This window comes from Diaphorobacter nitroreducens, from assembly GCF_002214645.1.
GTDB classification, from domain to species: domain Bacteria; phylum Pseudomonadota; class Gammaproteobacteria; order Burkholderiales; family Burkholderiaceae_C; genus Diaphorobacter; species Diaphorobacter nitroreducens.
In genome coordinates this window covers 3,941,756-3,966,446 of record NZ_CP016278.1, presented here as the reverse complement: position 1 = coordinate 3,966,446, position 24,691 = coordinate 3,941,756, and the positions used below count along the sequence as shown (strand labels likewise).

27 protein-coding genes are annotated in these 24,691 nt (G+C 68.4%); 9 read left to right on the top strand and 18 right to left on the bottom strand.

What is annotated here, in order from left to right:
• Nucleotides 1-66: 66 nt before the first annotated feature.
• Nucleotides 67-381, top strand: a complete 315-nt coding sequence (locus tag BA022_RS18535) for a BON domain-containing protein (protein WP_015914146.1) — start codon at nucleotides 67-69, stop codon at nucleotides 379-381.
• 90 nt (nucleotides 382-471) lie between these two features.
• Nucleotides 472-1,572, top strand: coding sequence for a zinc-binding metallopeptidase family protein (locus BA022_RS18530; RefSeq protein WP_088888423.1), 1,101 nt, complete (start codon nucleotides 472-474; stop codon nucleotides 1,570-1,572).
• On the opposite strand, the gene coaD is transcribed toward BA022_RS18530, so the two are convergent.
• The 4 genes from coaD to BA022_RS18510 form a co-directional block, all read right to left on the bottom strand.
• Entirely contained in the window at nucleotides 1,573-2,070 is a 498-nt protein-coding gene (gene coaD / locus BA022_RS18525; RefSeq protein WP_011806614.1) for a pantetheine-phosphate adenylyltransferase, read from the bottom strand.
• 143 nt (nucleotides 2,071-2,213) lie between these two features.
• Complete coding sequence (rsmD, locus tag BA022_RS18520) at nucleotides 2,214-2,837, bottom strand: 16S rRNA (guanine(966)-N(2))-methyltransferase RsmD (protein ID WP_088888422.1); 624 nt, start codon at nucleotides 2,835-2,837, stop codon at nucleotides 2,214-2,216.
• On the bottom strand, nucleotides 2,834-4,216 hold the full coding sequence (locus tag BA022_RS18515) for a M16 family metallopeptidase (RefSeq protein ID WP_088888421.1): 1,383 nt from the start codon (nucleotides 4,214-4,216) through the stop codon (nucleotides 2,834-2,836). The genes rsmD and BA022_RS18515 overlap by 4 nt, the downstream gene beginning before the upstream one ends.
• 15 nt (nucleotides 4,217-4,231) lie before the next feature.
• Entirely contained in the window at nucleotides 4,232-5,686 is a 1,455-nt protein-coding gene (locus tag BA022_RS18510) for a M16 family metallopeptidase (RefSeq protein ID WP_088888420.1), read from the bottom strand.
• Between the two features lie 29 nt (nucleotides 5,687-5,715).
• Here BA022_RS18510 and ftsY point away from each other — a divergent pair, with 29 nt between their 5' ends.
• Nucleotides 5,716-6,864, top strand: a complete 1,149-nt coding sequence (gene ftsY, locus BA022_RS18505; protein WP_088888419.1) for a signal recognition particle-docking protein FtsY — start codon at nucleotides 5,716-5,718, stop codon at nucleotides 6,862-6,864.
• Nucleotides 6,865-6,915: 51 nt separating this feature from the next.
• Here the strand turns inward: ftsY and cutA are convergent, their stop codons facing one another.
• Nucleotides 6,916-7,278 carry a divalent-cation tolerance protein CutA gene (gene cutA, locus BA022_RS18500; protein WP_088888418.1) on the bottom strand — a complete coding sequence of 121 codons (363 nt, stop codon included), beginning with the start codon at nucleotides 7,276-7,278 and terminating at the stop codon, nucleotides 6,916-6,918.
• 189 nt (nucleotides 7,279-7,467) lie between these two features.
• Between cutA and rpoH the strand changes: the two genes are divergently transcribed.
• The 3 genes from rpoH (at nucleotide 7,468) to BA022_RS18485 (ending at nucleotide 10,571) form a co-directional block, all read left to right on the top strand.
• Complete coding sequence (gene rpoH / locus BA022_RS18495; RefSeq protein WP_088888417.1) at nucleotides 7,468-8,403, top strand: RNA polymerase sigma factor RpoH; 936 nt, start codon at nucleotides 7,468-7,470, stop codon at nucleotides 8,401-8,403.
• A gap of 126 nt (nucleotides 8,404-8,529) precedes the next feature.
• Nucleotides 8,530-9,540, top strand: coding sequence for a Bug family tripartite tricarboxylate transporter substrate binding protein (locus tag BA022_RS18490; protein WP_088888416.1), 1,011 nt, complete (start codon nucleotides 8,530-8,532; stop codon nucleotides 9,538-9,540).
• Nucleotides 9,541-9,788: 248 nt separating this feature from the next.
• Complete coding sequence (locus tag BA022_RS18485) at nucleotides 9,789-10,571, top strand: Crp/Fnr family transcriptional regulator (protein ID WP_088888415.1); 783 nt, start codon at nucleotides 9,789-9,791, stop codon at nucleotides 10,569-10,571.
• Nucleotides 10,572-10,592: 21 nt separating this feature from the next.
• Here BA022_RS18485 and BA022_RS18480 read toward each other — a convergent pair whose 3' ends face one another.
• The 6 genes from BA022_RS18480 to BA022_RS18455 all read right to left on the bottom strand — a co-directional run bounded on the left by BA022_RS18480 (nucleotide 10,593) and on the right by BA022_RS18455 (nucleotide 16,824).
• The gene (locus tag BA022_RS18480) at nucleotides 10,593-12,416 is read right to left on the bottom strand and encodes a putative bifunctional diguanylate cyclase/phosphodiesterase (protein ID WP_228403657.1); all 1,824 of its coding nucleotides are present in this window, start codon (nucleotides 12,414-12,416) and stop codon (nucleotides 10,593-10,595) included.
• 215 nt (nucleotides 12,417-12,631) lie between these two features.
• Nucleotides 12,632-13,195: an SCO family protein gene (locus BA022_RS18475; RefSeq protein WP_015914157.1), complete on the bottom strand. Its 564-nt coding sequence runs from the start codon at nucleotides 13,193-13,195 to the stop codon at nucleotides 12,632-12,634.
• 57 nt (nucleotides 13,196-13,252) lie between these two features.
• On the bottom strand, nucleotides 13,253-14,173 hold the full coding sequence (gene cyoE / locus BA022_RS18470) for a heme o synthase (RefSeq protein ID WP_088888413.1): 921 nt from the start codon (nucleotides 14,171-14,173) through the stop codon (nucleotides 13,253-13,255).
• The gene (locus BA022_RS18465) at nucleotides 14,170-15,360 is read right to left on the bottom strand and encodes a COX15/CtaA family protein (RefSeq protein WP_187305990.1); all 1,191 of its coding nucleotides are present in this window, start codon (nucleotides 15,358-15,360) and stop codon (nucleotides 14,170-14,172) included. The genes cyoE and BA022_RS18465 overlap by 4 nt, the downstream gene beginning before the upstream one ends.
• Complete coding sequence (locus BA022_RS18460; RefSeq protein ID WP_011806627.1) at nucleotides 15,357-16,106, bottom strand: thioredoxin domain-containing protein; 750 nt, start codon at nucleotides 16,104-16,106, stop codon at nucleotides 15,357-15,359. Before BA022_RS18460 ends, BA022_RS18465 begins: the two co-directional genes overlap by 4 nt.
• The gene (locus BA022_RS18455; protein ID WP_088888411.1) at nucleotides 16,048-16,824 is read right to left on the bottom strand and encodes an SURF1 family protein; all 777 of its coding nucleotides are present in this window, start codon (nucleotides 16,822-16,824) and stop codon (nucleotides 16,048-16,050) included. Before BA022_RS18455 ends, BA022_RS18460 begins: the two co-directional genes overlap by 59 nt.
• A gap of 15 nt (nucleotides 16,825-16,839) precedes the next feature.
• On the opposite strand from BA022_RS18455, the gene BA022_RS18450 reads away from it, so the two are divergent.
• Nucleotides 16,840-17,064, top strand: a complete 225-nt coding sequence (locus tag BA022_RS18450; RefSeq protein ID WP_187305989.1) for a twin transmembrane helix small protein — start codon at nucleotides 16,840-16,842, stop codon at nucleotides 17,062-17,064.
• A gap of 177 nt (nucleotides 17,065-17,241) precedes the next feature.
• Here the strand turns inward: BA022_RS18450 and BA022_RS18445 are convergent, their stop codons facing one another.
• The 7 genes from BA022_RS18445 to BA022_RS18415 all read right to left on the bottom strand — a co-directional run bounded on the left by BA022_RS18445 (nucleotide 17,242) and on the right by BA022_RS18415 (nucleotide 23,318).
• Nucleotides 17,242-18,123 carry a cytochrome c oxidase subunit 3 gene (locus tag BA022_RS18445; RefSeq protein WP_088888410.1) on the bottom strand — a complete coding sequence of 294 codons (882 nt, stop codon included), beginning with the start codon at nucleotides 18,121-18,123 and terminating at the stop codon, nucleotides 17,242-17,244.
• A 58-nt stretch (nucleotides 18,124-18,181) separates the two neighbouring features.
• Nucleotides 18,182-18,391 carry a DUF2970 domain-containing protein gene (locus BA022_RS18440; protein WP_011806631.1) on the bottom strand — a complete coding sequence of 70 codons (210 nt, stop codon included), beginning with the start codon at nucleotides 18,389-18,391 and terminating at the stop codon, nucleotides 18,182-18,184.
• Entirely contained in the window at nucleotides 18,388-19,008 is a 621-nt protein-coding gene (locus tag BA022_RS18435; protein ID WP_088888409.1) for a cytochrome c oxidase assembly protein, read from the bottom strand. The genes BA022_RS18440 and BA022_RS18435 overlap by 4 nt, the downstream gene beginning before the upstream one ends.
• Nucleotides 19,009-19,023: 15 nt before the next feature.
• On the bottom strand, nucleotides 19,024-19,134 hold the full coding sequence (locus BA022_RS19525) for a cytochrome oxidase small assembly protein (RefSeq protein WP_015914163.1): 111 nt from the start codon (nucleotides 19,132-19,134) through the stop codon (nucleotides 19,024-19,026).
• A gap of 17 nt (nucleotides 19,135-19,151) precedes the next feature.
• Nucleotides 19,152-20,786, bottom strand: coding sequence for a cytochrome c oxidase subunit I (gene ctaD / locus BA022_RS18430; RefSeq protein WP_015914164.1), 1,635 nt, complete (start codon nucleotides 20,784-20,786; stop codon nucleotides 19,152-19,154).
• 32 nt (nucleotides 20,787-20,818) lie between these two features.
• Nucleotides 20,819-21,988, bottom strand: coding sequence for a cytochrome c oxidase subunit II (gene coxB / locus BA022_RS18425; RefSeq protein ID WP_088888408.1), 1,170 nt, complete (start codon nucleotides 21,986-21,988; stop codon nucleotides 20,819-20,821).
• Between the two features lie 421 nt (nucleotides 21,989-22,409).
• The gene (locus BA022_RS18415; RefSeq protein WP_015914166.1) at nucleotides 22,410-23,318 is read right to left on the bottom strand and encodes a class I SAM-dependent methyltransferase; all 909 of its coding nucleotides are present in this window, start codon (nucleotides 23,316-23,318) and stop codon (nucleotides 22,410-22,412) included.
• A 35-nt stretch (nucleotides 23,319-23,353) separates the two neighbouring features.
• Between BA022_RS18415 and BA022_RS18410 the strand changes: the two genes are divergently transcribed.
• Nucleotides 23,354-24,082: a ComF family protein gene (locus BA022_RS18410; protein ID WP_047349750.1), complete on the top strand. Its 729-nt coding sequence runs from the start codon at nucleotides 23,354-23,356 to the stop codon at nucleotides 24,080-24,082.
• A gap of 90 nt (nucleotides 24,083-24,172) precedes the next feature.
• Entirely contained in the window at nucleotides 24,173-24,661 is a 489-nt protein-coding gene (locus tag BA022_RS18405; RefSeq protein WP_088888407.1) for a tRNA (cytidine(34)-2'-O)-methyltransferase, read from the top strand.
• Nucleotides 24,662-24,691: the final 30 nt, after the last annotated feature.

Genomic DNA, 24,691 nt, shown 5'->3' with positions numbered 1-24,691 from the left:
GTGCAACAGGCCGCAGCGGGGTTATCCCAGCACCCGTGTTTTCAACCATAACCCAAGGACACAACCATGAAATACGCACGTGCCATCGCCTTCTCCCTGCTTGCAGGCGCCACCATCGTTTCCACCGGCTGCTCGGTAGCACGCAACCAGCAAACCGTGGGCTCCTACATGGACGACGCAGGTATCACCACCGCCGTGAAGGCCAAGATGGCAGAGGACAAGAGCGTCTCTGCCACCGCCATCAGCGTGGAGACGCTGAACGGCACCGTCCAGCTCTCGGGCTTTGCCAAGACCCAGGCCGAGAAGGACCGCGCCGAAGCCATCGCGCGCAACACCAAGCATGTGCGCGAGGTGCGCAACAGCATCGTCGTGCGCCCGTGACGCACACGACTGCGCAGGAACGCCGCCCTCTGGGCGGCGTTTTTTTTCAATGGCAGGTGAGGCGTACTACCTGCGTCAGAATCCCTACGCATGCGACTGTTCCACTGCGGCCAATGCGGCTCCCTCGTGTTCTTCGAGAGCGTGCAATGCGTGCACTGCGGCTGCACGCTGGCGTTCTCTCCCGAAGACATGGCCATGTTGGCGCTCGCGCCTGCGGACGACGGCGACCACGCCCTGTCGCGCACCTGGCAGCGTGTTCCTACACGCGGCAGCGACGGCACTGCGCCACCGGCCCACTACCAGCTATGCACCAACCGCACCACCTACGGCGCCTGCACCTTTGCGCTACCGGCCGCAGATGCCCAGGCGCACGGCGGGCTGTGCGCCGCCTGCCGCCGGACGCGCGTGCTGCCGGACCTGTCCCTGCCCGACAACCTGCGCCGCTGGTCGCAGATAGAGAGCGCCAAGCGGCACCTGTTCTACACGCTGGCGCGCCTGGGACTGTTGAGCACGCAGCAGCCCGGGCCGGTGTATGAATTCCTGGCGGACGTGACGGGCGCGCCGCCCGTCATGACGGGGCATGCCCAGGGTGTCGTGACCCTCAACGTGGCCGAGGCTGATGACGACGAGCGCGCGCGCCGGCGCCAGGCCATGCATGAACCCTACCGCACGCTGCTGGGTCACCTGCGGCATGAATCCGGCCACTACTACTGGGAAGAGTTGGTGCTGCGCGCCGGGCATGTGGAGGCCTTCCGCGCACTCTTCGGCGACGAGCGGCGCGACTACGCCCAGGCGCTGCAGGCGCACTACCAGCGTGCCCCCCTGCCCGCTGCGCAATGGCAGCCGCAGCACGTCAGCGCCTATGCCGCCGCGCACCCCTGGGAGGACTGGGCCGAGACGTGGGCGCATTACCTGCACCTGGTCGATCTGCTGGAGACGGCCGCCAGCTTTCAGACCCGCATGGCCATTCCCGGCACGACACCCGACCACGCGCAGTACTACGCCATGCCCGACCCGTTTGCACAGCCGGCGCCCGGTTTTGATGCCATGGTCTCGGCGTGGATGCCGCTGACGCTGCTGCTCAACAGCCTGAACCGCAGCATGGGCCAGCGCGATGCCTATCCGTTTGCCCTGTCCACGGGCGCGCTGCGCAAGCTGCGCTTCGTGCACGACACCGTGGCGCGGCGCTGATCACGCCGCGGCGGTGCGGCCCAGCTTGTGCAAGAGGCGCTCGTGCACGCCGGGCGAGACAAACTGCGCCACGTCGCCGCCCAGCGTGCCGATCTCGCGCACCAGCGTGCTGCTGATGAACTGGTACTGGCTCGCGGGTGTGAGAAACACCGTCTCGACACCGGGCACCAGCGCGCGGTTCATGCCGGCAAGCTGGAACTCGTAGTCGAAGTCCGTGCCCGAGCGCAGCCCGCGCACCATGGCCGTGCCGCCGCGCGCGGCAGTGAACTCCGTCACCAGCCCCTCGAAGGATTCCACCTGCACCTGCGGACAGTCGGCAAGCGCCTGGCGCGCCATCTCCATGCGCTCGTCCAGGCTGAACAGGGTTTTCTTGTGGTGGGCAATGGCCACGGCCACGATTACGCGGTCGAACAGTCTTGCCGCGCGGCGCACCAGATCCTCATGCCCCAGCGTGATGGGGTCGAAGGTTCCGGGATAAACGGCGAGCACATGCGCCATGGCGTGGGGTCTCCTTGCAGTGGCGGAGCCCCCAGGCTCCGTGGGGCGGATTATGCAGCGCACGCCCACCTAAAGGGCATTGAAACCAAATCAGCTTCCAGCGCCCTACCAATAAGCGCCAGCAGCTACTATATCAATAGCAATCAGGCTTTGTGGAGCAGGTGCGCATGCACGGCCCCGGCCTTCAGGTGCCGGTGCAGCGCCAGCCCCAGCGGGCCGAGTTGCTCCTGCGTCCAGGCTGCGGGCGCCTCCAGGTAGATGAAGCCGTCGGGCGCCACGGCCTGTGCGGCTGCTTGCAGCGCGGGGGCGAACAGCTCGCCGCCAAACGGCGGGTCGATGAGCAGCAGGTGCATGCTGGCTGGCGCGCACCGGCGCAGCGCGGCCACGCCGTCGCCACGCTGTACGCGCACGGCGCTCGTGTGCAGGCGCTGGCGCAGCGTCTCCAGCTGTGCGGCCAGTGCGGCGTCGCCCTCCACCAGCAGCACGCTGGCCGCGCCGCGCGATGCGGCCTCGAAACCCAAGGCGCCGGTGCCGGCGAAGGCATCCAAGCAGCGCCAGCCCGTCAGGTCCTGGCCCAGCCAGTTGAAAAGTGTCTCGCGCACGCGATCGGGCGTGGGACGCAGGCCGGGCTTGTCCAGCACCGGCAGGCGCGTGCGTTTCCACTGCCCGCCGATGATGCGCACCTCGCCGGCGCCCTTGGCGGGCGCACGCACTGCCGTACGTGGGGCTGTGCGCGGGGCGGCTGGCGCCGCGGCACGCCCGTTCATGGCCGGGCCTTTGCCGTGGCGGCCGGCTGCGCGCCCACGGTGACGGTCACCATGCGCTCGGGCTGCAGCTTGCGCTGCAGGGCGGCGCGGATGTCGGCCACGGTGAGGGCCTCCACGCGGTCGGTCCAGTGCTCCAGGTAGTCCAGCGGCAGGTCGTTCCAGGCGATGTTGACCACGTTGGCCAGCAGCTTGCGGTTGCTGTCGATGCGCAGCGCAAAGCCGCCGACGAGGTTGTCCTTGGCGGCGCGCAGTTCGGCCTCGGTGGGTCCTTCGGCCACGAAGCGCGCGAGCACGTCGCGCGTGACCTGCACGGCCTGGGCGGCCTGGTCGGGCCGGGTCTGCAGGCCGACGACGAAGGCCCCGGCGTTCAAGCCAGGCGAGAAGCTGCTGCCCACGCTGTAGGACAGGCCGCGCTTCTCGCGCACCTCATTGGTCAGGCGCGAGGTGAACCCACCGCCGCCCAGGATGTGGTTGCCCACCAGCAGCGCGAGGAAGTCCGGATCCCGGCGCACGAAGCCCGGCTGGCCGATGAGCACGTGGGCTTGGGCCGAAGCGAAGGGCACATCCTCCTGCACGGCGCGTGCCAGCGGCTGCACCTCGGCCACGGCTGGCAACGGCGCGCAGGCCCCGGCCTGGGGCGCAGGCAGGCGCGACAGCAGCGTCTGCACCAACGTCTGCGCCTGGGAACGCGTGAGGGCTCCCACGATGCTCACCCGCGCACGGCAGGCCTGCAGGTACTGGGCATGGAAAGCCTGCAGATCGGCCGGCTGGATGTTGTTCAGTGTCTCGGCCGTGGCGCGCTGGCCGTAGGGGTGGCTGCCGAACACCGCGGCGTTGAAGGCCTTGCCGGCGACCGTGCCGGGGCGTGTGTCGGCCTCCTTGATGGCGGCGCTCCAACGGGCCCGCTCGCGCTGCCACACGTCCGGTGCATAGCTGGGCTGGCCCAGTTGACGCGCGGCCAGGCGCGCGGCACGGTCCAGCAGATCGGGCTCGGTCAGCGAGCGCAGCGAGAACGCCAGGCCGTCGCGCTCGGCGCCCGCCTCGAAGCTGGCGCCCAGGTCTGCCCAGGCCTCGCCCAGGTCGTTCTCGTCCATCGGGGGCTCGTTCGGCCCGCCCGCGGTCACGCCTTTGGAGCTCATGAGCGCGGCCGCCGCGGCCAGGCCCGCCTGGGCCGCAGGGTCGCGGCGCGCGCCGGCATCGAAGTCCACCTGCACGTCCACCATCGGAATGGCCGGGCTTTCCACCAGCCACACGCGTGCGCCGCTGGGCTCGGTCCAGTGCTGGATGGGCAGGAGCGCCCAGGCGGATTGGGTATAAAAAATGGCTCCAGCGCTTATCAACAAAGCGCGAGCAGCTATCGTTTTAATAGTTCTGTACATCGATGACACCTTGGCTCAATGCACGCGGCCACCGGCAGCGTCGGGTGCTGGGGCGGCGCGCTTGGCACCGGCCGCCACGGGCTGGGGCAGCAGCGTGGCAACGGTGAGCTGATCGTCGCCGAAGTAACGCGCCGCCACGGATTGCACCTGCTGCGGCGTGACCGCGCGCAGCAGCTTGAGCATGCGTTCGTCCGCGTCCAGCGGCAGGCCCTGCACCCAGTTGCTGCCCAGATCGCTGGCCTGGCTGTAAAGCGAATCGCGCGCGTAGATGGTGGAGGCCGCCCACTGCGTTTTCACGCGCGAGAGCTCGGCCTCGCTCACGCCCTCGCGCGCCACGCGGGCCACCTCGGCGCGCAGCGCCTCCTCGACCTGGGCCGAGGTCTTGCCCGCGGCGGGCACGCCGGTCATGAGAAACAGCGCCGGTCCGCGCCCGAGGATGGACGCCTGGCTGTCCGCGCCGTCGGCCACACGGTCCGCACCCTGCGTGAGGGCTCGCTCCAGCCGCGCGCCGTCGTAGCCGCTGAGCACGGCCGACAGCACCAGCAGCGCCAGGCCGTCACGGTCGGCATCGGTCATGTCGTCCAGGCGCGTGACACCCGGCACGCGGAAGGCCAGCGCCACGTAGGCCTGCTCGGCCGGCGCCTTGAAGGCGATGCGGCGTAGGCCCTGCTGCGCCGGCTCGGTGCGCGGCTTGCGCGCCGGCAGGGCACGTGCGGGAATGGTGCCGTAGGTCTTCTCCGCCAGGGCCAGCACCTGCGCCGGGTCCACGTCGCCCGCCACCACCACGGCGGCATTGCCGGGCACGTACCAGTCGCGGTGAAAGCGGCGCACGTCGTCGGGGGTCATGGAGTCCAGGTCGCTCATCCAGCCCACCACCGGGCGACGGTAGGGCGAAGCGATGAAGGTGGAGGCGAACAGCTGCTCGATGAGCGCGGCGCGCGGCTGGTCCTCGGTGCGCATGCGGCGCTCTTCCTTGACGACCTCGATCTCCTTGGTGAACTCGGCGTCGGGCCACTGGTTGTGGGCGAAGCGGTCGGATTCCAGCCGCATCACGTCGGCCAGCCGGTCGGCCGGTATCTGCTGGTAATAGCCGGTGTAGTCGCGGCTGGTGAAGGCGTTCTCCTGCCCGCCCAGCGCCGCCACGCGGCGCGAGAACTCGCCCGGCGGCACGGCCTTCGAGCCCTTGAACATCATGTGCTCCAGCACATGCGCCACGCCCGAGGTGCCGTCCACCTCGTCCATGGCGCCTACGCGCAGCCAGACCATGTGCACCGCCGTGGGCGCGCGCCGGTCGGGCTGCACGATGAGCTGCATGCCGTTCTTCAGGGTGAATTGCTGCGCACCGCTGGCCGAGGTGGCCTGGGCGTGCGCCGCCGCGGCAGACGCAGCAGGTGGGGACTCATGCGCCGGGTTTTGCGCCCAGGCGTGCAGACAGGCCAGCAGGCCCACAAGGGTGATAGCGCGTTTCATAGAATGGCTGCGATTCTAAGAACCCGCCAATGTTCAGTTTTTTCAAGAAGAAACCGCCCGCCCCCACCGAACCCGCCCTTGCACCCGAGGACGTGGCCAGCCCTGCGGCGCCGCCCGCAGCCGACGCCCCCGCCAGCGGCGGCGCATTCGGCTGGCTGCGCAAGCCCTTTGGCGCAGGCGCCACCAGCGTGGCGGAGCCGGCTGCCCCTTCGGCCGGCGCCCCCGCAGCCATCGACGCGCCCCTTGCCGTCCCCGAGCCCACCCCGAAGCCCGAGGGCGCACGCCAGGGCTGGATGGACCGGCTGAAATCCGGCCTGCGCAAGACCGGCAGCAGCATCGCGACCGTCTTCACGGGCACGCAGATCAACGACGCGCTGTACGACGAGCTGGAGGAAGCCCTGCTCATGGCCGACACCGGGGTGAAAGCCACGCAGCACCTGCTGGAGGACCTCAAGCGCCGCGTGAAAGAAACCAAGACCACCGAGCCTGCTGCCGTAAAGGGACTGCTGGCCGATGCGCTGGCCGACCTGCTGCGGCCGCTGGAAAAGCCCCTGGTGATCGGCGAGCACACACCCACCGTGATCATGGTGGCCGGCGTGAACGGCGCGGGCAAGACCACCTCCATCGGCAAGCTCACCAAGCACCTGGCCGACCATGGCGAGAGCGTGCTGCTGGCCGCCGCCGATACCTTCCGCGCCGCGGCGCGCGAGCAGTTGGGTGTCTGGGCCACGCGCAACACGGTGGAGATCGTCAGCCAGGAAGGGGGCGACCCTGCCGCCGTGAGCTTTGACGCCGTTACCGCCGGCCGCGCGCGCGGCAAAGATGTGGTGCTGGTGGACACTGCCGGCCGCCTGCCTACGCAGCTGCACCTGATGGAAGAGCTGAAGAAGATCCGCCGCGTGGTCACCAAGGCCGATGCCAGCGCCCCGCACGAGGTGCTACTGGTGATCGACGGCAACACCGGCCAGAACGCCCTGGCGCAGGTGCGCGCGTTCGACGACGCGCTTCAACTCACCGGCCTGATCGTCACCAAACTGGACGGCACGGCCAAGGGCGGCGTGCTGGCCGCCATCGCGCAGGAGCGGCCCGTGCCCGTGTACTTCATTGGCGTGGGCGAGAAGGTGGAAGACCTGGAGACCTTCAGCGCACGCGAATTCGCCCAGGCCCTGCTGACCTGAGATAGTTACCCTCTGTGGGCGGATGCAGGCGGCATCCGCCAGCCATTGGCTTCAACGCGGCGCTTGACCAGGCCCGGTTATCGAGGCCGGGTCCACCTGCTGCGCCACCCACAGCACATAGTCCTGCTCTGCCTGCACGGCGTGGGTGAGCAGTTGCGGCACTTCGTAGGGGTGCTGGGCACGTAGCCAGTCCCGCAAGGCGGGCGCGGCAGACAACAGCGTCTTGCACACCAGCCGCCACTCTGCTTCCGCCTGCTGCACCCCCTGCCAGACATAGTGCGAGGTGATGGCCTCCACCTGCACGCAGGCGGCCAGGCGCGCCTGGACAGCGCCGCTGGCCAGTCGGTGTGCGGCGGCGTCGCCGCCCACGGTGGTGGTCACAACGGCGATCTGTGCGTCTGGGGAAGATGTCATGATCGAAGTCTGGCACAAGGCGTAACTGCATAACGGACCTTGACGCGCGGCGAAGCAGCCCCACCTGCGTTCTAAGGCCGTCGTTGCGCCTCTTGGTGGTTATTTCCTACATCCGTAGGGGAACTATGCCTTTAGCACTCTATCCAATGGAGTGCTAATATGATTTGCATGGAAGAAAGGACTACCGATATGGCACTCCAGACTGCAACCTCCGTGACGACCCTCGCGCCCGCGAACCCGTGGGCGCTGGTTCCCCCGCTGGGCAACCTGGACGCCTATATCTCCGCCGTCAACCGCCTTCCCCTGCTCACGCAGGAGGAGGAGCAGCGCTACGCGCGCCAGCTCAAGGATGACAACAATGTCGAGGCTGCCGGCCGCCTGGTGCTGTCGCACCTGCGCCTGGTCGTGTCCATCTCGCGCCAGTACCTGGGTTACGGCCTGCCGCATGGCGACCTCATCCAGGAAGGCAACGTGGGCCTGATGAAGGCCGTCAAGCGCTTTGACCCTGACCAGGGCGTTCGCCTGGTGAGCTACGCCATGCATTGGATCAAGGCCGAGATCCACGAGTACATCCTGAAGAACTGGCGCATGGTCAAGGTGGCAACGACCAAGGCGCAGCGCAAGCTGTTCTTCAACCTGCGCTCCATGAAGCAGGGCTTCAAGGCCGACGCGCTGGACGCCGACACGCACCGCGAGACCTTATCCGACCACGAGATCGACCTGGTGGCCGAGCAGCTCAACGTGAAGCGCGAGGAAGTCATCGAGATGGAAACCCGCCTGTCCGGTGGCGACGTGCTGCTGGACCCCGCTCCCAGCGACGACGGCGAGCAGGCCTTTGGCCCCATCGCCTACCTCGCCGACGCGGGCCATGAGCCCACCGCCATGATCGAGTCGCGCCAGCGTGACGCGCTGGCCACGGACGGTATTGCCACCGCCCTGGACAGCCTGGACGCACGCAGCCGCCGCATCGTGGAGCAGCGCTGGCTGCAGGTGAACGACGATGGCTCGGGCGGCATGACACTGCACGAGTTGGCGGCCGAGTACGGCGTGAGCGCGGAGCGCATCCGCCAGATCGAGGTGGCCGCCATGAAAAAGATGAAGAAGGCGCTGGCCGAGTACGCCTGAGCCTTCGCCCAGCAGCCCGGATCGCGGGCAGATAATCCAGGCGCGCGGCCCTCACCGGCTACGCGCCTTTTTCTTTGCCGGCGGGGCCGCACTTCGCTGCCCGGCCCAGACTGGAGATCGCCACCCATGTTCCCCCACCCCCTCGCCCGCCGCGGCCTGCTGGCACTGGCCCTGGCTTCGGCCTGCGGCGCCGCCATGGCCCAGAAGGATGCCGCGCCCGCCACCCCCGGCTGGCCCGCCAAGCCCCTGCGCATCATCGTGGGCTTCCCACCGGGTTCTTCGCCCGACTTGACGGCGCGCACCTTCTCCGAGCCACTGTCCCAAGCCCTGGGCCAACCCGTGGTCGTGGAAAACAAGGTGGGTGCGGGCGGCAACATCGGCGCCGATGCGGTCGCCAAGGCGCAGGACGGCCACACCATCGGCCTGTTTATCAACGGCAACCTGACGATCGCCAAGCTGCTCAACGCGCACGTGCCCTACGACCCCGTGAAGGATTTCGCGCCGCTGTCGCTGATCGGCGTATCGCCCCTGGTCCTGACCGCTCCCGTGAACCAGCCCGACGTGCCCGCGGGCGCCGACGCACGCGCCTTCCTGCAGGCCGCGCGCACCGGGGGCGACCGCTGGAGCTACGGCACCCCCGGCGTGGGCACCGTGGGCCACCTGGGCACCGAGCTGCTCAAGGCGCGCACCGGCATCGCCCCGGTGCACGTACCCTACCCCGGCTACCCGCAGGTGGCCACCGCCATGCTCGGTGGCCAGTTGCAAATGGCGCTGCTGCCGCCCGCGCTCGCGCAGGCCCAGGCACGGGCGGGCAAGCTGCGCCTGATCGGTGTGACCTCCGCGGGCCGCAGCACGCTGGCGCCCGAGGTGCCCAGCCTGGCGGAGGCCGGCGTGCGCGACTTCCAGCTGGAGATCTGGAACGCCTTTGCCGCACCCGCGTCCATGCCCGCCCCGGTGCGCGCACGGCTGTCCCGCGTGATCGGCGAGATCGCCCGCAGCCCGGAAGTGCGCGCCAAGCTGTTCCAGCAGGGCTGGCAGGCCATTGGCTCCTCGGCCGAGGGGCTGGCCAACCGGATCCAGGCCGACACGGCCACCATGAGCCGCGTCATCCGCGAACAGGGCATCCGCGCCGATTGACCGCGCACCGTCGCAGCGCGGCGGCCACGGCGGTAAGGGCCGGCCGGGGGCGCGGCCTGCGGCGCGCAGTGCAAGCACTTGGTCCCAAACGTTGACCTAGGTCACGGGGCAGGACGGCCCCGCCTTGCACACTCTCCGCCAATCCCCAGCACTCCGAGGCCGCTGACCGGCCCTCTGCGAGACGCTACGGTATTCATAGCTTCCACCGCTTGCCAGACAAGCGCTGAAGCCCATTTTGGCTTGTACTCATGACCGACCATCCGTCCTCCGGCGGCCATACCTGCAACGACTGCGCCTGCCAGCAGCAGTGCCTGCTGGGCCGCCTGGACCCGCAAACGCGCGCGGGCTGGCGCGGGCACCTGACGGAGCGGCGCTTTCGCAAGGGCGAGATGCTGCAGCGCCAGGGCGAGAGCATCCACAGTGTGCAGGTGGTCAAGATCGGTACGCTGCTGGTGCAGCGCCGCGGCGACGATGGAGTGGAGCACCCCGTAGGCATGGCGGGCTGCTGCGAGGCCCTGGGCGCCCCCGCGCTGCTGCAGCAGCCGGCGGACCTGTCCTACGTGGCGGTCACGCCGGGGCGCGTCTGCCAACTGGACCTGGCGCCCCTGCTGGGGGCGGGCCGCCAGTCCCAAGGCGAATTCCTGCTGGAACTGGCGCGCGAACAACTGAACGCCAACGCGCGCCTGGCCGACTGGGGCCGCATCGCCCGCATCCGCGGCGTGGTGGGCCAACTGGCGGGCGCGCTGCTGCAACTGGCCGAGCTGCAGCGCAGCACGCTGGTGCGCCTGCCCAGCCATACGGTGCTGGCTGCCCTGCTCGCCACCACGCGCGAGTCCGTGGCGCGCGCCCTGGCGCTGCTGGCGCAGGAGCAAGGCGTGCTGCGGCGCGACCGCTGGCACTGCGAGATCCAGCGCGCGCCGCTGCTGGCGCTCACGCGCGGCGGCCGCCGCTCGGCGGCCAACCTGTACCAGGCGCGTGCGGCTGCGCGCACCACCCCTGCGGCGCAAGCGCCGGTGCACGCCGCGCTGTAAGCCAGCGTCGCTGCCGGCACCTCAGCCCAGCGCGCCTTCCGCCGCCACGTCGGCACCGGCCGCGTACAGCAGCGCCACGTCGTCGGGCGCCAGCGCCTTGGCAAACAGCCAGCCCTGGTAGCAGGCGCACTGCATCTCGCGCAAGAACTGCAGCTGCTCGCGCGTTTCCACCCCCTCCACGACGACCCGCAGCCCCATGGTGTGCGCCAGCGCGACCACGGCGCGCACCAGCGTGGTGTCGCCTCCGCTGGCAGGCACGTTGCGCATGAATTCCCGGTCCACCTTGATGTGCGACACCGGCAGGCGCTTGAGGTAGGCCAGCGACGAGTGGCCCGTGCCGAAGTCGTCCAGCGCCACGGCCACGCCCAGCGCGCGCAGCTCGTTCAGCACCTGGCAGGCCTGCTCGGGGTCCGCCAGGGCTTCGGACTCGGTCACCTCCAGTTCCAGCAGCTCGGGCGGGACATGGTGGGTGCGCAGGTTGCGCGCCACCTGCTCGACGAGGTCGGTCTGCCGCAGCTGCTGGGCGGACAGGTTCACCGCCACGCGCAGACGCATGCCCTGGCGCTCCCACGCCGCGATCTGGCGACAGGCCGCGGCCATGACCCAGGCGCCCAACTCCAGGATCAGTCCCGTGGCCTCCGCCACGGGTACGAAGCGCTCGGGCGACACCTCGCCCAGCTGCGGGTCGTGCCAGCGCAGCAGGGCCTCCACACCCACCATGCGGTTGGTGGCCACCTCGACCTGCGGCTGGTAATGCAGCGTCAGCCCGCCGTAGGCCAGCGCCAGCTTGAGCCGGTCGTGCAACTGGATCTTCTCGGCCATCTTGCGGCCCATGGACGGAGCGTAGAACGCGAAGTTGGCGCGCCCGCGGTGCTTGGCGTGGTACATGGCCATGTCGGCATAGCGCAGCAGCGTGGCGGCGTCGCCCGCATCCTGCGGGCACAGCGCAATGCCCATGCTGGCGCCGAAGTTCAGTTCGAACCCCTGCACGCGGCAGGGCACGCACAGCGCCTGCATCAGCCGCGCGGCCACGCACTCGGCCTGCGCGGCGCAGGCCACCCCGGGCAACAGCACGGTGAACTCGTCGCCGCCCAGGCGCGCAAGGATGTCGCCCGTGCCCAGCGCACCCCGCAGGCGCCGCGCCACCTCCTGCAGCACCTGGTCGCCGGCGGCATGGCCGTAGCCATCGTTGATGGCCTTGAAGTCGTCCAGATCGAGCAGCAGCAGCGCGAAGGGCGGGCTTTGCGCTGCCGCCTGCTCCGCGATCGCCTGTTCCAGCCGCTGGCCGAACTTCCAGCGGTTGAGCAGACCGGTCAGCGTGTCGTGCGTGGCCTGGTAGTGCATACGCGCCTCCAGGCGCCGCAGGTCGGAGACGTCGCGCACAAAAGCCACCACCGTGCCCCCGTGGGCGGAGGAATGGCCGAGGGCGATGTCCACCGGCACCTGGCTACCGTCGCGTCGCTGCAACCACAGGTCGCGCCCCATGCCCATGGGCCGGCGGCTGGGAGACTGGTGGTAGCGCTGCATATGCTGGCCATGCTCGGGCCGCGCGTGCACCGGCACCAGCAGGTCGATGGACTGGCCGCACAACTGCGCGTTGGTGTAGCCGCTGATGGTCTCCATGGGGGCGTTGACCATGAGGATGCGGCCCTGTCGGTCGGCCAGCACGATGCCGTCGGGCGCCGCATCCATGGCAGCGCGCTCCAGCGTGCCCGCGCGCAGGCTGCCGATGCGCTGCAGGAAGGCCGCCGCACTGTCGTCGGCGGCGTCATCGGTCCGATGGGGCGGCGGGTGCGTCACGCCGTCCTCGGACCGGGGGCGGGCGGCAGGGGCAAAGGAATCCATGGCGCGTCGGTAGGGCGTCGGTAGGTTGAGGCCGTGGCCGGCGCCTGCGCCATCACCGTCGATGCGCATGGCGACCAGCCACTGCGCACTCTAGGCAGGCGCGGCGTACTCCTGGCGCCTATCGCCACCCAAGGTGACGCACACGTCAATTCAGGCCCTACGGGCAATGTGGCTTTTGCCACACGCCAGCCCCTGGGCGCGTGGAGCGCGTGGAATCAGCGCGTTTCGTCCAGCAGCGCGCGCACGTCGGCCGCCAGGCTCTGTGCCCCACTGCCGTAGCGGTGGTACACGCGCAGGCGGCCGGCAGGGTCATAGACATAGCTGCCGGCGGAATGGTCCATGGTGTAGCTCGTGGGGGTCTGGCCCTCCACGCGCTTGTAGTAGATCTTGAAGTCCTTGGCCACGGCGGCCAGTTGCTCGGGCGTGCCGCGCAGCGCGAGGAAGCTGGGATCGAAGTTGGCCATGTAGGCCTTGAGTACCTCGGGCGTGTCGCGCTCGGGGTCCACGCTGACGAAGATGCCTTGCAGCTTGTCGCCGTCCGCGCCGAGGGCGCGCTTGACGTCGGCCAGTTCGGACATCGACGTGGGGCAAACGTCCGGGCATTGCGTGTAGCCGAAGAACACCACCACCACCTTGCCCGCGAAGTCCTTGAGGCTGCGCGGCTGGCCGTTGTGGTCGGTCAACTGCAGGTCGCGCGCGTACTCGGCGCCCGTGAGGTCCACCCCCTGGAACTTGGGCGCCTTCGGAGAACACGCGGCAAAAGTGCCTGCAACGCCCATCCAGAGAGCGCCAGCAGCTATTTTTTTCAGAGCATCACGTTTATCCATAAGCTTGCCTCACAGGAGGTAGTGGTCCACCAGCAGCGCCGCGAACAGCAGGCTCAGGTGGATCAGCGAGAAACGAAAGGTCTTGCGCGCCAGCGTGTCGGAGTAATCGCGCCACAGCCGGAAGCCGTACAGGCAAAAGCCCGCGCCCAGCACCACGGCGGCTGCAAGGTAGATCCACGAACTCATACCGTACACGAAAGGCATGAGGCAGCCTGCGAACAGGATCAAGGTATAGAGAAACACCTGCAGGCGCGTGAACTCGTTGCCGTGGGTGACGGGCAGCATGGGCAGGCCGGACTTGCGATAGTCCTCCACGCGGTACAGCGCCAGTGCCCAGAAGTGCGGCGGCGTCCACAGGAAAATGATGAGGAACAGGATCAGTGCCTCGGGGCCCACCTCGCCGGTCATCGCGGCCCAGCCCAGCACGGGCGGCATGGCGCCGCTGGCGCCGCCGATCACGATGTTCTGCGGCGTGAGCGGCTTGAGGATCACCGTGTAGATCACCGCATAGCCGACAAACGTGGCGAAGGTCAGCCACATGGTCAGCGGGTTGACCCACCAGTACAGCAGCGCCGAGCCCGCCGCGCACAGCAGCGCCGAGAACAGCAGCGTCTGCGTGTTGGACAGCTCGCCCTTGGCCGTGGGGCGCCAGGCCGTGCGCTTCATCTTGGCGTCGATGCCCTGCTCCACGATGCAGTTGAACGCCGCCGCCGCACCGGCCACGAGCCAGATGCCCGCGCTGGCCACGGCCATCAACGCCCACTGCGCGCCGCTGGGCATGCCCGGCACGGCCAGCACCATGCCGATGAAGGCGCAGAACACGATGAGCTGCACCACGCGCGGCTTGGTCAGCGCGTAGAACTGGGACAGCCGCGACGGCAGAGCGCGTGGCGCTGCGGCGGCGGGGGCGGGAGCAGGAGCGGCACTCATGCGGAAACTCTCTTGACGGAATCGGCACCGGCGCGCGGCTGCGAAGCCGTGGCGCCGGCGGTGGCGCGGCTGGCCGTGAGCGCCCAGGTCAGCACCACCACCAGCGCGGCAGCGCCGCCCGTGTGCAGCACGGCGGCCACCAGCGGCCAGTCCAGCACCACGTTGGACAGGCCGGTGACAAACTGCAGCAGCGCCAGGCCTGCGAGCCAGCGCGCCAGGTCGCGCAACACGCCCGCGCGGCGCAGGCGCCAGGCCAGCAGCGCCAGCGCCGCCAGCACCAGGTAGGCCGCGAGCCGGTGCACATAGTGGATGGCCGTGAGCCCGGCGAAGCTGATGTGGCTGCCGTCCTGCAGCAGGCCCAGCGCGCGCCAGACCTGAAAGCCCTCGGCAAAGGCCATGTCGGGCCACCAGCTGCCCTGGCACTGCGGGAAAGTGGTGCAGGCCAGCACCGCGTAATTGGTGCTGACCCAGCCGCCCAGCACGACCTGCAGCGCCACCAGCGCCGCCGTCACGCCCAGCAGCCAGCGCAGGCCGCGTGGCAGCGCCACGGGTGCCGTCATCTGCGTCTGGCGCACGGCCTGCACGCACAGCAGCGCCAACAGCACCAGCCCGCCGATGAGGTGCAGCGTGACGATGGCGGGGAACAATTTCATGGTCACGGTGAGCGCGCCGAAAGCGCCCTGCAGGCACACCCACACCAGCGTGGCGGTGGGCCACCAGGGGCTCAGCGCAGGCGCCGCCCCTGCCAACTGAGGCAACTGTGCAGCTGCGCGGCGCTGGCGCCACGCGCCCACGGTGAGCGCGATGATCAGCACGCCCACGCCGGTGGCAAGGTAACGGTGGATCATCTCCACCCAGGCCTTGCCGTGGGTGACGGGGCCGGTGGGCATGGCTTCCTGCGCGGCGGAGATCTCCGCACGCGCGCCCACCGGGCTGGCGTTGCCGTAGCAGCCCGGCCAGTCAGGGCAGCCCAGGCCGGAGTCCGTCAGGCGCGTGAAGGCGCCGAACAGCACCAGGTCGAAGGTGAGGAACAGCGTGAGCACGGTGAGCGCCTGCAAGCGCCGCACCGGTGTGCCGCCCCGCCCGCGCCACCACACCCAGGCCAGCGGGCCCAGGGCGATCACGATGCCCAGGGCCATCAGCTCCAGGGCCGGCGCCAGGTCGTACAGCGGCTGCATGTCCGTCACGGGGCCTCCTGCAAGCGGCCCGGCTGGTCCCATGATGCTGAGGCGCGCAGCAGCCGATCCAGGTCGCGCTTGGCCTTGGCCGCGCCAGCGCGGTCCAGCCGCGCGGGAAAGCGCATCATCCAGTGGCCCTGCGGGTCTACGACGTACAGGTGTTCTTCCAGCGTATGGCCGGGCGCGGGTTGCAGCCAGGTGGCCAAGGTGGCGGCATCCACGCGGCGCACGGTGGCGCCCTGCAGGCCGGGGGCGATCTCCGCCGGGGGCACAGCGCCGTCGGACACCAGCCAGACCCAGTCCATGCGCTCCTTCTCGCGGCCCATGGTTTCGCGCAACTGGCGCTGCAGGTACAGGTTGTTGCGGCAGCCGTCGTCGCAGGCGCCGGGTGCCACGCTCACCAGCAGCCACTGGCCACGCAGCTCGCCCAGCGTATGCGCCGTGCCGTCCAATGCGGTGGCTGCGGCCTGCGCGGGCAAGGCGCGCTGGGGTTCGATGAGCTCACCAAAGTTGCGCCGGCCCTCGGGACGCAGCACGTAATAGGTGAAGTACGAAGCGATCACGGGCGCCGCGCACACCAGCAACAGCCCCAGCATCTGCCAGCGGCCGCTGCGCGAGCGCTGCAGCGCCGCCATGGCATCGCCGGCCTGGGGCAGGCTGTGCACCGTGAGGCCCAGCGGCTGCTGGCCGCCGGTCTCAGGCACCACGCTGGCGGCCTGGGCGAAGGAAGCGTCGGACGAATTGGAACCAGACATAGAGGATTGCCACCAGGCCGCAAAGCCCGAACCATTGGAATGCGTAGCCGTAATGCTTGTCGACGCCGCTGTCGATGGGCGCCCAGTCGCGCTGCAGCCCGTCGCTGGCGGCGCCGGTCTGCACGACGGTCAGGGGCGCCAGCGCCAGGCCGGTCTCGGCCCCATAGGCGGCCAGGTCCAGATTCTGCCGGATGCGCGAAGACCCCTCGCCCTGGGCGGTGGGTGCGAACTCATACAACCGCGCCGGCGGTCCGGCGAGCCGCCCCTCCAACTGCACTGGTCCGGCAGGGGTGGTGATCTCCGGCAGGCGCGTGCGCTCCAGGAAGTTGCGCGGCGCCCAGCCGCGCTGTACCAGCACCACGCGCGGGCTGTCCGCCAGTTGCAGGGGCGTGAACACGAAAAAGCCCGGACGCCCGTACATCTGGCGGTTCTCCAGGAACACCGTGGCCTCGGGCAGCCACTGGCCGCGCAGCTCGGCGCGGCGGTGCAGCAGCGGCGCGGTGGCCTCCTGCGATGCCGACTGCAGCGCCTGTGCCAGTTCGGCACCCTGCAGCGGTGCGCGGGACTGGCGTTCGTCCATGGCCGCCTGCAGCGCGGTCTTCTGCGCGGCACGCGACAGTTGCCAGCGGCCCAGGGACGCGGTCACCACCATGGCGACCAGCGCCGCGAGGGTCACCAGCCAGAAGCGCAGGCCGAAGGGTTGTCGGGCAGGGTTCACCGGATAATGGGCCTTATGAAGATTCTGGTGGCATTGGCGTTTCTCGCCATCATCGCAAGCCTGGGCTCGGCGCTGTTTTTCATGATGCGCGGCAAGGGCGACGACCAGCAGCAGGGCAAGCGCATGGCCCGCGCGCTGGGGCTGCGCGTGGGGCTGTCCATCGTGCTGTTCCTGTGCCTGCTGCTGGCCTGGAAGCTGGGGTACATCCAGCCAACCGGGCTGCCCGCCGCAGTGCGCTGAGGCGCACGCCGATGGCCATCAAAAAAGTGAGCGCCCCGCGCTTGGTGCACAGGGCTTTCAATAGTATTTATATCCAAAGTGCTTATCTATCAAGCGCAGGCAGCTCCTGTTTTTGAAGCAACCACCTCCGCGTAAAAAAAGCGCCTTGCGGCGCTTTTTCCCGATCCGGAGACGGGATTACATCCAATACACCAGGATGTACAGGCCCAGCCAGACCACGTCCACGAAGTGCCAGTACCAGGCCGCGCCCTCGAAGCCGAAGTGGCGCTCGGCCGTGAAGTGGCCGCTGTGCAGGCGCAGCGTGATGAACAGCAGCATCAGCATGCCCACGAACACGTGGAAACCGTGGAAGCCTGTGAGCATGAAGAAGGTGGAGCCGAACACGCCCGAGGTGAGCTTGAGGTTCAGGTCGGTGTAGAGGTGGAAGTACTCGTAGCCCTGCACGCACAGGAACACGAAGCCCAGCAGCACCGTGATCCACATGAAGCCAATCGTCTTGGCGCGTTGGCCTTCACGCAGCGCGTGGTGGGCGATGGTGAGCGTGACGCCCGACGTCAGCAGCAGCGCGGTGTTGATGGTGGGCAGCCAGAATGGCCCCACGGTCTGGAACGGCTCCACGGTGTTGGCCGGCGAGGCGGTCACCCCGGCCGCCAGGCTGGGCCAGACCGCCTTGAAGTCGGGCCACAGCAGCGCGTTGTCCAGGCTGCCCAGGGCCGGCACGGAATGCGCACGCGCCCACCACAGCGCGGTGAAGAAAGCGCCGAAGAACATCACCTCCGAGAAGATGAACCAGCTCATGCTCCAGCGGTACGAGATGTCGATCTTGCGGCCATACAGCCCGCCCTCGCTCTCGCGCGCGGCATCGCGGAACCACTGGTACAGCACGAACAGCCACCACGCCAGGCCGAAGGCCAGCGAATACTTGCCCCAGTCATGGCCGTTGATCCACTGGCTCGCGCCGAGGAGGACAAAGAACAACCCCGCCGCCGCCAGCACGGGGTGGCGAGACTCCGCGGGGACGTAGTAGTAAGGCGTCGTGCCGTGGGTAGATGCACTCATTTCAGCTCCTCGTTCTCAAAGTTCTCGGTTGTCTCGTTGTTATCAGCGGCGGCAGGCCTCAAGCAATCCAGTTCACCAGCCCGATCAGCAGCAGCACCAGCACAAACAGAGCGACCAATCCCACGAACACGATGTGCAGCGGCTGCAGCGTCTCCTGGTCGCGCTGGTATTGCTCCCCCTTGCGCAACCCGATCAGCGACCATGCCACGGCACGCAGGGTGCGCAACAGCGATCCCTTGCGCGGCGGACGCGGGGGCGTGGGGCTCATGAACCGGCCTCCGCGGAAGTCGCCGGCAGTGCGGCGGCCGTGGACTGGGGCGCGGCCGGCGTCTTGCCGCCGACTTCGAAGAAGGTGTAGGACAGCGTGATCGTGGTGACGTCCTTGGACAGGCGCGGGTCGATCACGAAGGCCACGGGCCATTCCTTCTTCTCGCCCGGCTCCAGGGTGTATTGGTTGAAGCAGAAGCACTCCAGCTTGGTGAAGTGGGCGGCCGCCTGGCGCGGCGCATAGCTGGGGATGGCCTGCGCGGCCATGCGGCGGTCCTGCACGTTCTGGAACTCGTACATCACCGTGGCCAGCTCGCCCGGGTGCACCTGCACGGAGCGCTGCGCGGGCCGGAACTGCCACGGACCACGCGCGTTCGCATCGAACTCCACAGTGATGAGGCGGGTCTTGTCCACCTGGCTGTTGGCGGGCACCTGGGCGTTGCGGCCGGCCGTGCCGTTGCCGGGCACCTGCCGCTCCGACAGCGACAAGATGTTGATGCCCGTCATCTCGCAAATGTGCTTGTAGATCGGGATCAGCACGTAGCCGAAGGCGAACATGCCGACCGTCACCACGGCCAGCTTGCCCACCATCTTCAGGTTCTCGCTACGCGCACCCATGGTCCCGCCCTTTCGTCAATGCAGCCAGGCGATCTTCACCATGAAGCCGATGAAGAACACCGCCGCCACCGACGCCAGGATCAGCGCCATGCGCAGGTTGGACTTTCTTTGCTCCGGCGTGGTCATGGCGATCTCCCGGAATGTCAGCCGATCACCCGCGTGGCCGTAGCGTCCAGCTTGGGCGGCACTTCAAAGGTGTGGAACGGCGCGGGCGACGGCACTTCCCATTCGAGGCCTTCAGCGGCTTCCCAGGGCTTTTGCGGCGCCTTCACGCCCCGCCCGCGCATGGCCGGCAGCACGACGAACAGGAAGAAGTACACCTGCATCAGTCCAAAGCCCAGTGCCCCGACGGACGCCAGCGCGTTGAAGTCGGCAAACTGCATGGGGTAGTCGGCATAGCGGCGCGGCATGCCCGCCAACCCCAGAAAGTGCATGGGGAAGAAGGTGATGTTGAAGGTGATCAGCGAGCCCCAGAAGTGGATCTTGCCGCGCGTCTCCGAGTACATGATGCCCGTCCACTTGGGGCTCCAGTAGTAGTAGGCCGAGAACATGGCGAACAACGAACCGGCCACCAGCACGTAGTGGAAGTGGGCCACCACGTAGTAGGTATCCTGCAGCTGGATATCGATCGGCGCCATGGCCAGGATCAGGCCCGTGAAGCCGCCGATGGTGAACACGAAGATGAAGCCCACGGCCCAGAGCATGGGCGTTTCGAAGGTCATGGAGCCGCGCCACATGGTCGCCGTCCAGTTGAAGATCTTCACGGCGGTGGGCACGGAGATCAGCATCGTGGCGTACATGAAGAACAGCTGGCCCGTGACTGGCATGCCTGTGGTGAACATGTGGTGCGCCCACACGATGAACGACAGGATCGCGATAGACGAGGTGGCGTACACCATGGAGGCGTAGCCGAACAGCTTCTTGCGGCTGAAGGCGGGAACGACCTGGCTGATGATGCCGAAGGCCGGCAGGATCATGATGTACACCTCGGGGTGGCCGAAGAACCAGAAGATGTGCTGGTACATCACCGGGTCGCCGCCGCCAGCCGGGTTGAAGAAGCTGGTGCCGAAGTGGCGGTCGGTCAGCGTCATGGTGATCGCGCCGGCCAGCACAGGCATCACGGCGATCAGCAGGTAGGCCGTGATCAGCCAGGTCCAGGCGAACATGGGCATCTTCATGAGCGTCATGCCCGGCGCGCGCATGTTCAGGATGGTCACGATGATGTTGATCGACCCCATGATGGAACTGGCGCCCAGGATGTGCATGGCGAAGATACCCACGTCCATGGACGGCCCCATCTGCAGGGTCAGCGGCGCATACAGCGTCCAACCCGCGGCAGGCGCGCCACCGGGCATGAAGAACGACGACACCAGCATGATGGCCGCAGGGATCATCAGCCAGAAGCTGAAGTTGTTCATGCGCGCGAACGCCATGTCGGACGCGCCGATCTGCAGCGGGATCATCCAGTTCGCGAAACCCACGAAGGCCGGCATGATGGCGCCGAACACCATGATCAGCCCGTGCATGGTGGTGAGTTGGTTGAACAGCTCGGGGTTCACCACCTGCAGCCCGGGCTGGAACAGCTCGGCACGGATCAGCAGCGCGAGCACGCCGCCGATCATCAGCATGGTGAACGAGAACAGCAGGTACAGCGTCCCGATGTCCTTGTGGTTGGTGGCAAACACCCAACGGCGCCAGCCGGTGGGGCCGTGATGGTGGTCACCGTGGTCGTGTGCGTGGCCGCCGGCGTGCCCGTGATTGTCCAGAACTGCGCTCATGTTCGATTCCTCAATGCGTTGGGCGTTGCGGTTCACTTGCCGCGCTGGGCCACGATTTCAGACGGCTGCACCAGCTGACCCGTCTTGTTGGACCAGGCGTTCTTGGTGTAGGTCACCACGGCGGCCAGATCGGTGTCGCTGAGCTGCGCCCAGGCGGGCATGGCGCCGTTGGCAGCGCCCTTGAGCACCACCTGGATCTGCTTGGCGTGGTCGGCGTCGGTGACGATGGCCGAACCGTCCAGCGGCTTGATGGGGCCGGCCCCCTTGCCGTTGGCCTGGTGACAGGCGGCACAGTTGGCGGCGTAAACCTTCTCGCCGCGCGGCAGCAGCGCGTCCAGCGTCCAGACCTTGCTGGGGTCGTCCAGCTTAGCGGCGGCCTTCTTCTTCTCGCCATCCACCCACTGCGTGTAGTCCTGTGCGGACACTACCTTGACGTGGATCGGCATGTAGGCGTGCTCCTTGCCGCACAACTCGGCGCACTGGCCGTAGTAGTCGCCCACCTTTTCCGCGCGGAACCACGTGTCGCGCACGAAGCCGGGGATCGCGTCCTGCTTGATGCCGAATGCCGGCACCATGAAGGCGTGGATCACGTCGTTGGCCGTGGTGATCACGCGCACCTTCTTGCCCACCGGCACCACCAGGGGGGCGTCCACCTTCAGCAGGTAGTCGGCTGGTGCATTGGCCACGTTGCCGCTGTCGGACATCCGGCGATGGCTGCTGTCCAGCGTGGAGATGAAAGACAGGCCCTCGCCCTCGCCCGACAGATAGTCGTAGCCCCACTTCCACTGGTAGCCGGTCACCTTCACCGTGAGGTCGGCATTGGTCGTGTCCTTTTGCGCCACCAGCACCTTGGTGGCCGGCAGGGCCATGAGAACCACGATGATGAAGGGGATCACCGTCCAGACCACCTCGACGGTGACGGACTCGTGGAAATTGGCGGCCTGGGCGCCGCGCGACTTGCGGTGCTTCCAGATCGAATAGAACATCACCGAGAACACGCCGACGAAGATCACCGTGCAGATGATGAGCATCATCCAATGCAGGAAGTGCTGCTCCTCGGCGATCTTGGTCACGGGGGGGTGCAAGTTCAGCTGGTTCACCGCCGGGCCGCCGGGCAGGCTCTGAACCGCATGGGCCGCCGTGCCCACCCATGCTCCGGCCATCAGCAGCCCAGAAGCCAGCTTGTTGGAAATGCTCTTCATAGTTCTCACTTACTTCTAAGCTCCAATTGACCAATCCCTCGGTGCGCGCCTGCGTGGGGTCAGGCGGCGCACAAAGCCATGCGGGCATGCCGTGCACCCGCTTTCACCAATCAGTCCAGACCGCTTTCCTGGCAGCCTGTTGTCTCCGCAATCCAACACGGACTCTCTTGATCGCATTCAGCATGCCCAGCACGGGACATGGCTGCAATACACGTTAGTCCCGAGAGAACACTGCCAAGAAGTGACGCAGAAAGGAGGCCTGAGAGCGCCGCGCGGCGCCATCAGAACTCCAGAAGACGCGACGCCGGCCGCGGGCGACCACCCGATGCAGGCGCGCCAAGAGAGTTCCGAATCTGCAATCTTAAAGAATTGTAGCCTGCATTGATTGAGGTCATTGACAGCGCAAATTGCGCTGCACCCCTCAGCGCGGCAGCGTGCGTCCTGCGTGGAGCATGGCGCGCATATCCTGCAGCGACACCGCGCTGCTGCCCTCCACGCGCACGCGGGGAGCGGGCTTGAAGGCATGGCCGTAGACGACCTCGAAGGTCAATGCAAGCTGCCCCTCATGGCGAGGATCGGCCAGCCGCTGGGCCAGCGCCTCTTCCAGTCGCTGGCGCCAGTGGCGCCCGCGCAACGCGGGAAAGCGCTGCGGATGCAGGTTGCGCCCCAGGCCGCGCAGCTCCTGCAGCAGCCGCTCGGGCGTGGCAAAGGTGAGCGTGATGCGTTCCATGTCCATGACAGGCTCGGCAAACCCCGCATGCACCAGCATGTCGCCCCAGTCGTGCATGTCGGTCATGGCGTGGCCGGCGGCGGGCCAGCCCAGCTCGGCATACAGCGCGTGCAGCTCGCGCAGCGTGTCAGGGCCCAGGCACGAGAACATCAGATAACCGTCCACCGCCAGTGCCCGATGCCACTGGGTGATCAGCGCCTGCGGGTCCGCTGCCATGTGCAGGGCCATGTTGGACCACAGCATCTGCACGCTGCCCTCGGGCGGCACCCCGAAGCGCGGCGCCGCCGCGGACCAGCGCGCGGGGCTCCACCAGGGCTTTGCGAAGCGCACGCGCGCCAGCGCCTCCCCCGCGGGTGATGAAGTCTCGGTGATATGGCTGGCGGCTTGTTCGAAATGCTGGCCCACCAGGCCATGGCCCTGCACGCCGCCGCGCAGCGGATCCCAGTCGCACCAGGCCTGCGGCGCCTGCACGATCCACTGCAGCCGTTCCTGCATGCGCTGCGCCACCTCTTCGTGCAACCAGGGCGAGACCTCGGGCACCATGGCATGCCAGCGTGCAGCGGCGACCGGGTCGATGGTGGGCGGAAGGTGTTCGGACATGGCGGGCCGCAAATGGCCGCGAGTATATTGAGCCCATGCTGTTCACGCATCTGGCCACGCACCTGGCAGGGATATCGCGCGGCCTGGCCCGCATGGGCGCGGCAGTGCCCAGCCGCTGCGCGGTCTGCCATGCCTGGCCCGCACGCCCCGTGTGCGACGCCTGCCGCATGCAGTTTGCTCCGCCGCTCCCGCGCTGCGCCACCTGCGCGCGGTTGCTGCCCCACGGCGTCGCGCAGTGCGGCGACTGCCTGCGCCACCCACCGCCGCTGGATGCCTGCGTGGCCGCAGTGAGCTACGCCTTTCCATGGGCCGACCTGCTGGCCCAGTTCAAGTTCCATGCGGAGCCCGGCTGGGCCGGCGCCCTGGCGCAACTGATGGCGCGTGCCCCAGGCGCGCAGGCAGCGCTGGCCCAGGCCGACCTGGTGTTGCCCGTGCCGCTGTCACCCGAGCGATTGCGCCAGCGCGGCTACAACCAGGCCCTGCTGCTGGCGCGCGCGCTGGGCCATCCACAGGTGCACGCGCGGATGCTGCTGCGCGTGCGCGATACCGAGGCGCAGAGCCACCTGGCGCGTGCCGAACGGCTGCGCAACCTGCGCGGCGCCTTCGTGCCCGACCCGCTGCGGGCCGCGCAACTGGCCGGCAAGCGGGTGCTGCTGGTGGACGACGTGATGACCACCGGCGCCACGCTGCATGCGGCCGCAGCGCCCCTGCGCGATGCGGGTGCGCTGCAGGTCTGCGCGCTGGTGCTGGCCCGCACGCCGTGACGCGCGGGCATGGCCGCCGGTATACGATTCATTACCATCTGCCGCCTCATCCGTCAGCCCGCCACCCGCGGGCCGCCGACAATAGCCACCATGTTTCACATCGTCCTCGTCGAGCCTGAGATTCCGCCCAACACCGGCAACGTGATCCGCCTGGCCGCCAATACCGGCTGCATGCTGCATCTGGTGGAACCGCTGGGCTTCTCCATGGAAGACCCTCTCATGCGCCGCGCGGGGCTGGACTACCACGAGTACGCCGAGGTGCGCCGCCACCCGGGCTGGACGGCCCTGCTGCGCGACATGCAGCCCGACCTGTCGCGCATGTTCGCGCTGACCACCCATGGCACGCAGTCGGTGTACGACACGGGCTTCCTGCCGGGCGACTGGTTCGTGTTCGGCGCCGAATCGCGCGGCCTGCCGCCGGAACTGCGCGAGACGTTCCCCCCCGCGCAGCGCCTGCGCCTGCCGATGCTGCCCAACCAGCGCAGCCTGAACCTGTCCAACGCCGTGGCCGTGACGGTCTACGAGGCGTGGCGGCAAAACAGCTTTCTCACTCCGCCCACGCAGACCCAGCCTGCCTGAACCGGACCGGCAGGCCCCCGGCGCAGCCCC

Coding starts and splice junctions, on each gene's coding strand:
- BA022_RS18535 (WP_015914146.1), top strand. CDS start 67: ATGAAATACGCACGTGCCATCGCCTTCTCCCTGCTTGCAGGCGCCACC.
- BA022_RS18530 (WP_088888423.1), top strand. CDS start 472: ATGCGACTGTTCCACTGCGGCCAATGCGGCTCCCTCGTGTTCTTCGAG.
- coaD (WP_011806614.1), bottom strand. CDS start 2,070: ATGGCGCATGTGCTCGCCGTTTATCCCGGAACCTTCGACCCCATCACG.
- rsmD (WP_088888422.1), bottom strand. CDS start 2,837: ATGAACGGGCGTGCCGCGGCGCCAGCCGCCCCGCGCACAGCCCCACGT.
- BA022_RS18515 (WP_088888421.1), bottom strand. CDS start 4,216: ATGTACAGAACTATTAAAACGATAGCTGCTCGCGCTTTGTTGATAAGC.
- BA022_RS18510 (WP_088888420.1), bottom strand. CDS start 5,686: ATGAAACGCGCTATCACCCTTGTGGGCCTGCTGGCCTGTCTGCACGCC.
- ftsY (WP_088888419.1), top strand. CDS start 5,716: ATGTTCAGTTTTTTCAAGAAGAAACCGCCCGCCCCCACCGAACCCGCC.
- cutA (WP_088888418.1), bottom strand. CDS start 7,278: ATGACATCTTCCCCAGACGCACAGATCGCCGTTGTGACCACCACCGTG.
- rpoH (WP_088888417.1), top strand. CDS start 7,468: ATGGCACTCCAGACTGCAACCTCCGTGACGACCCTCGCGCCCGCGAAC.
- BA022_RS18490 (WP_088888416.1), top strand. CDS start 8,530: ATGTTCCCCCACCCCCTCGCCCGCCGCGGCCTGCTGGCACTGGCCCTG.
- BA022_RS18485 (WP_088888415.1), top strand. CDS start 9,789: ATGACCGACCATCCGTCCTCCGGCGGCCATACCTGCAACGACTGCGCC.
- BA022_RS18480 (WP_228403657.1), bottom strand. CDS start 12,416: ATGGATTCCTTTGCCCCTGCCGCCCGCCCCCGGTCCGAGGACGGCGTG.
- BA022_RS18475 (WP_015914157.1), bottom strand. CDS start 13,195: ATGGGCGTTGCAGGCACTTTTGCCGCGTGTTCTCCGAAGGCGCCCAAG.
- cyoE (WP_088888413.1), bottom strand. CDS start 14,173: ATGAGTGCCGCTCCTGCTCCCGCCCCCGCCGCCGCAGCGCCACGCGCT.
- BA022_RS18460 (WP_011806627.1), bottom strand. CDS start 16,106: ATGTCTGGTTCCAATTCGTCCGACGCTTCCTTCGCCCAGGCCGCCAGC.
- BA022_RS18450 (WP_187305989.1), top strand. CDS start 16,840: ATGAAGATTCTGGTGGCATTGGCGTTTCTCGCCATCATCGCAAGCCTG.
- BA022_RS18445 (WP_088888410.1), bottom strand. CDS start 18,123: ATGAGTGCATCTACCCACGGCACGACGCCTTACTACTACGTCCCCGCG.
- BA022_RS18440 (WP_011806631.1), bottom strand. CDS start 18,391: ATGAGCCCCACGCCCCCGCGTCCGCCGCGCAAGGGATCGCTGTTGCGC.
- BA022_RS18435 (WP_088888409.1), bottom strand. CDS start 19,008: ATGGGTGCGCGTAGCGAGAACCTGAAGATGGTGGGCAAGCTGGCCGTG.
- BA022_RS19525 (WP_015914163.1), bottom strand. CDS start 19,134: ATGACCACGCCGGAGCAAAGAAAGTCCAACCTGCGCATGGCGCTGATC.
- ctaD (WP_015914164.1), bottom strand. CDS start 20,786: ATGAGCGCAGTTCTGGACAATCACGGGCACGCCGGCGGCCACGCACAC.
- coxB (WP_088888408.1), bottom strand. CDS start 21,988: ATGAAGAGCATTTCCAACAAGCTGGCTTCTGGGCTGCTGATGGCCGGA.
- BA022_RS18415 (WP_015914166.1), bottom strand. CDS start 23,318: ATGTCCGAACACCTTCCGCCCACCATCGACCCGGTCGCCGCTGCACGC.
- BA022_RS18410 (WP_047349750.1), top strand. CDS start 23,354: ATGCTGTTCACGCATCTGGCCACGCACCTGGCAGGGATATCGCGCGGC.
- BA022_RS18405 (WP_088888407.1), top strand. CDS start 24,173: ATGTTTCACATCGTCCTCGTCGAGCCTGAGATTCCGCCCAACACCGGC.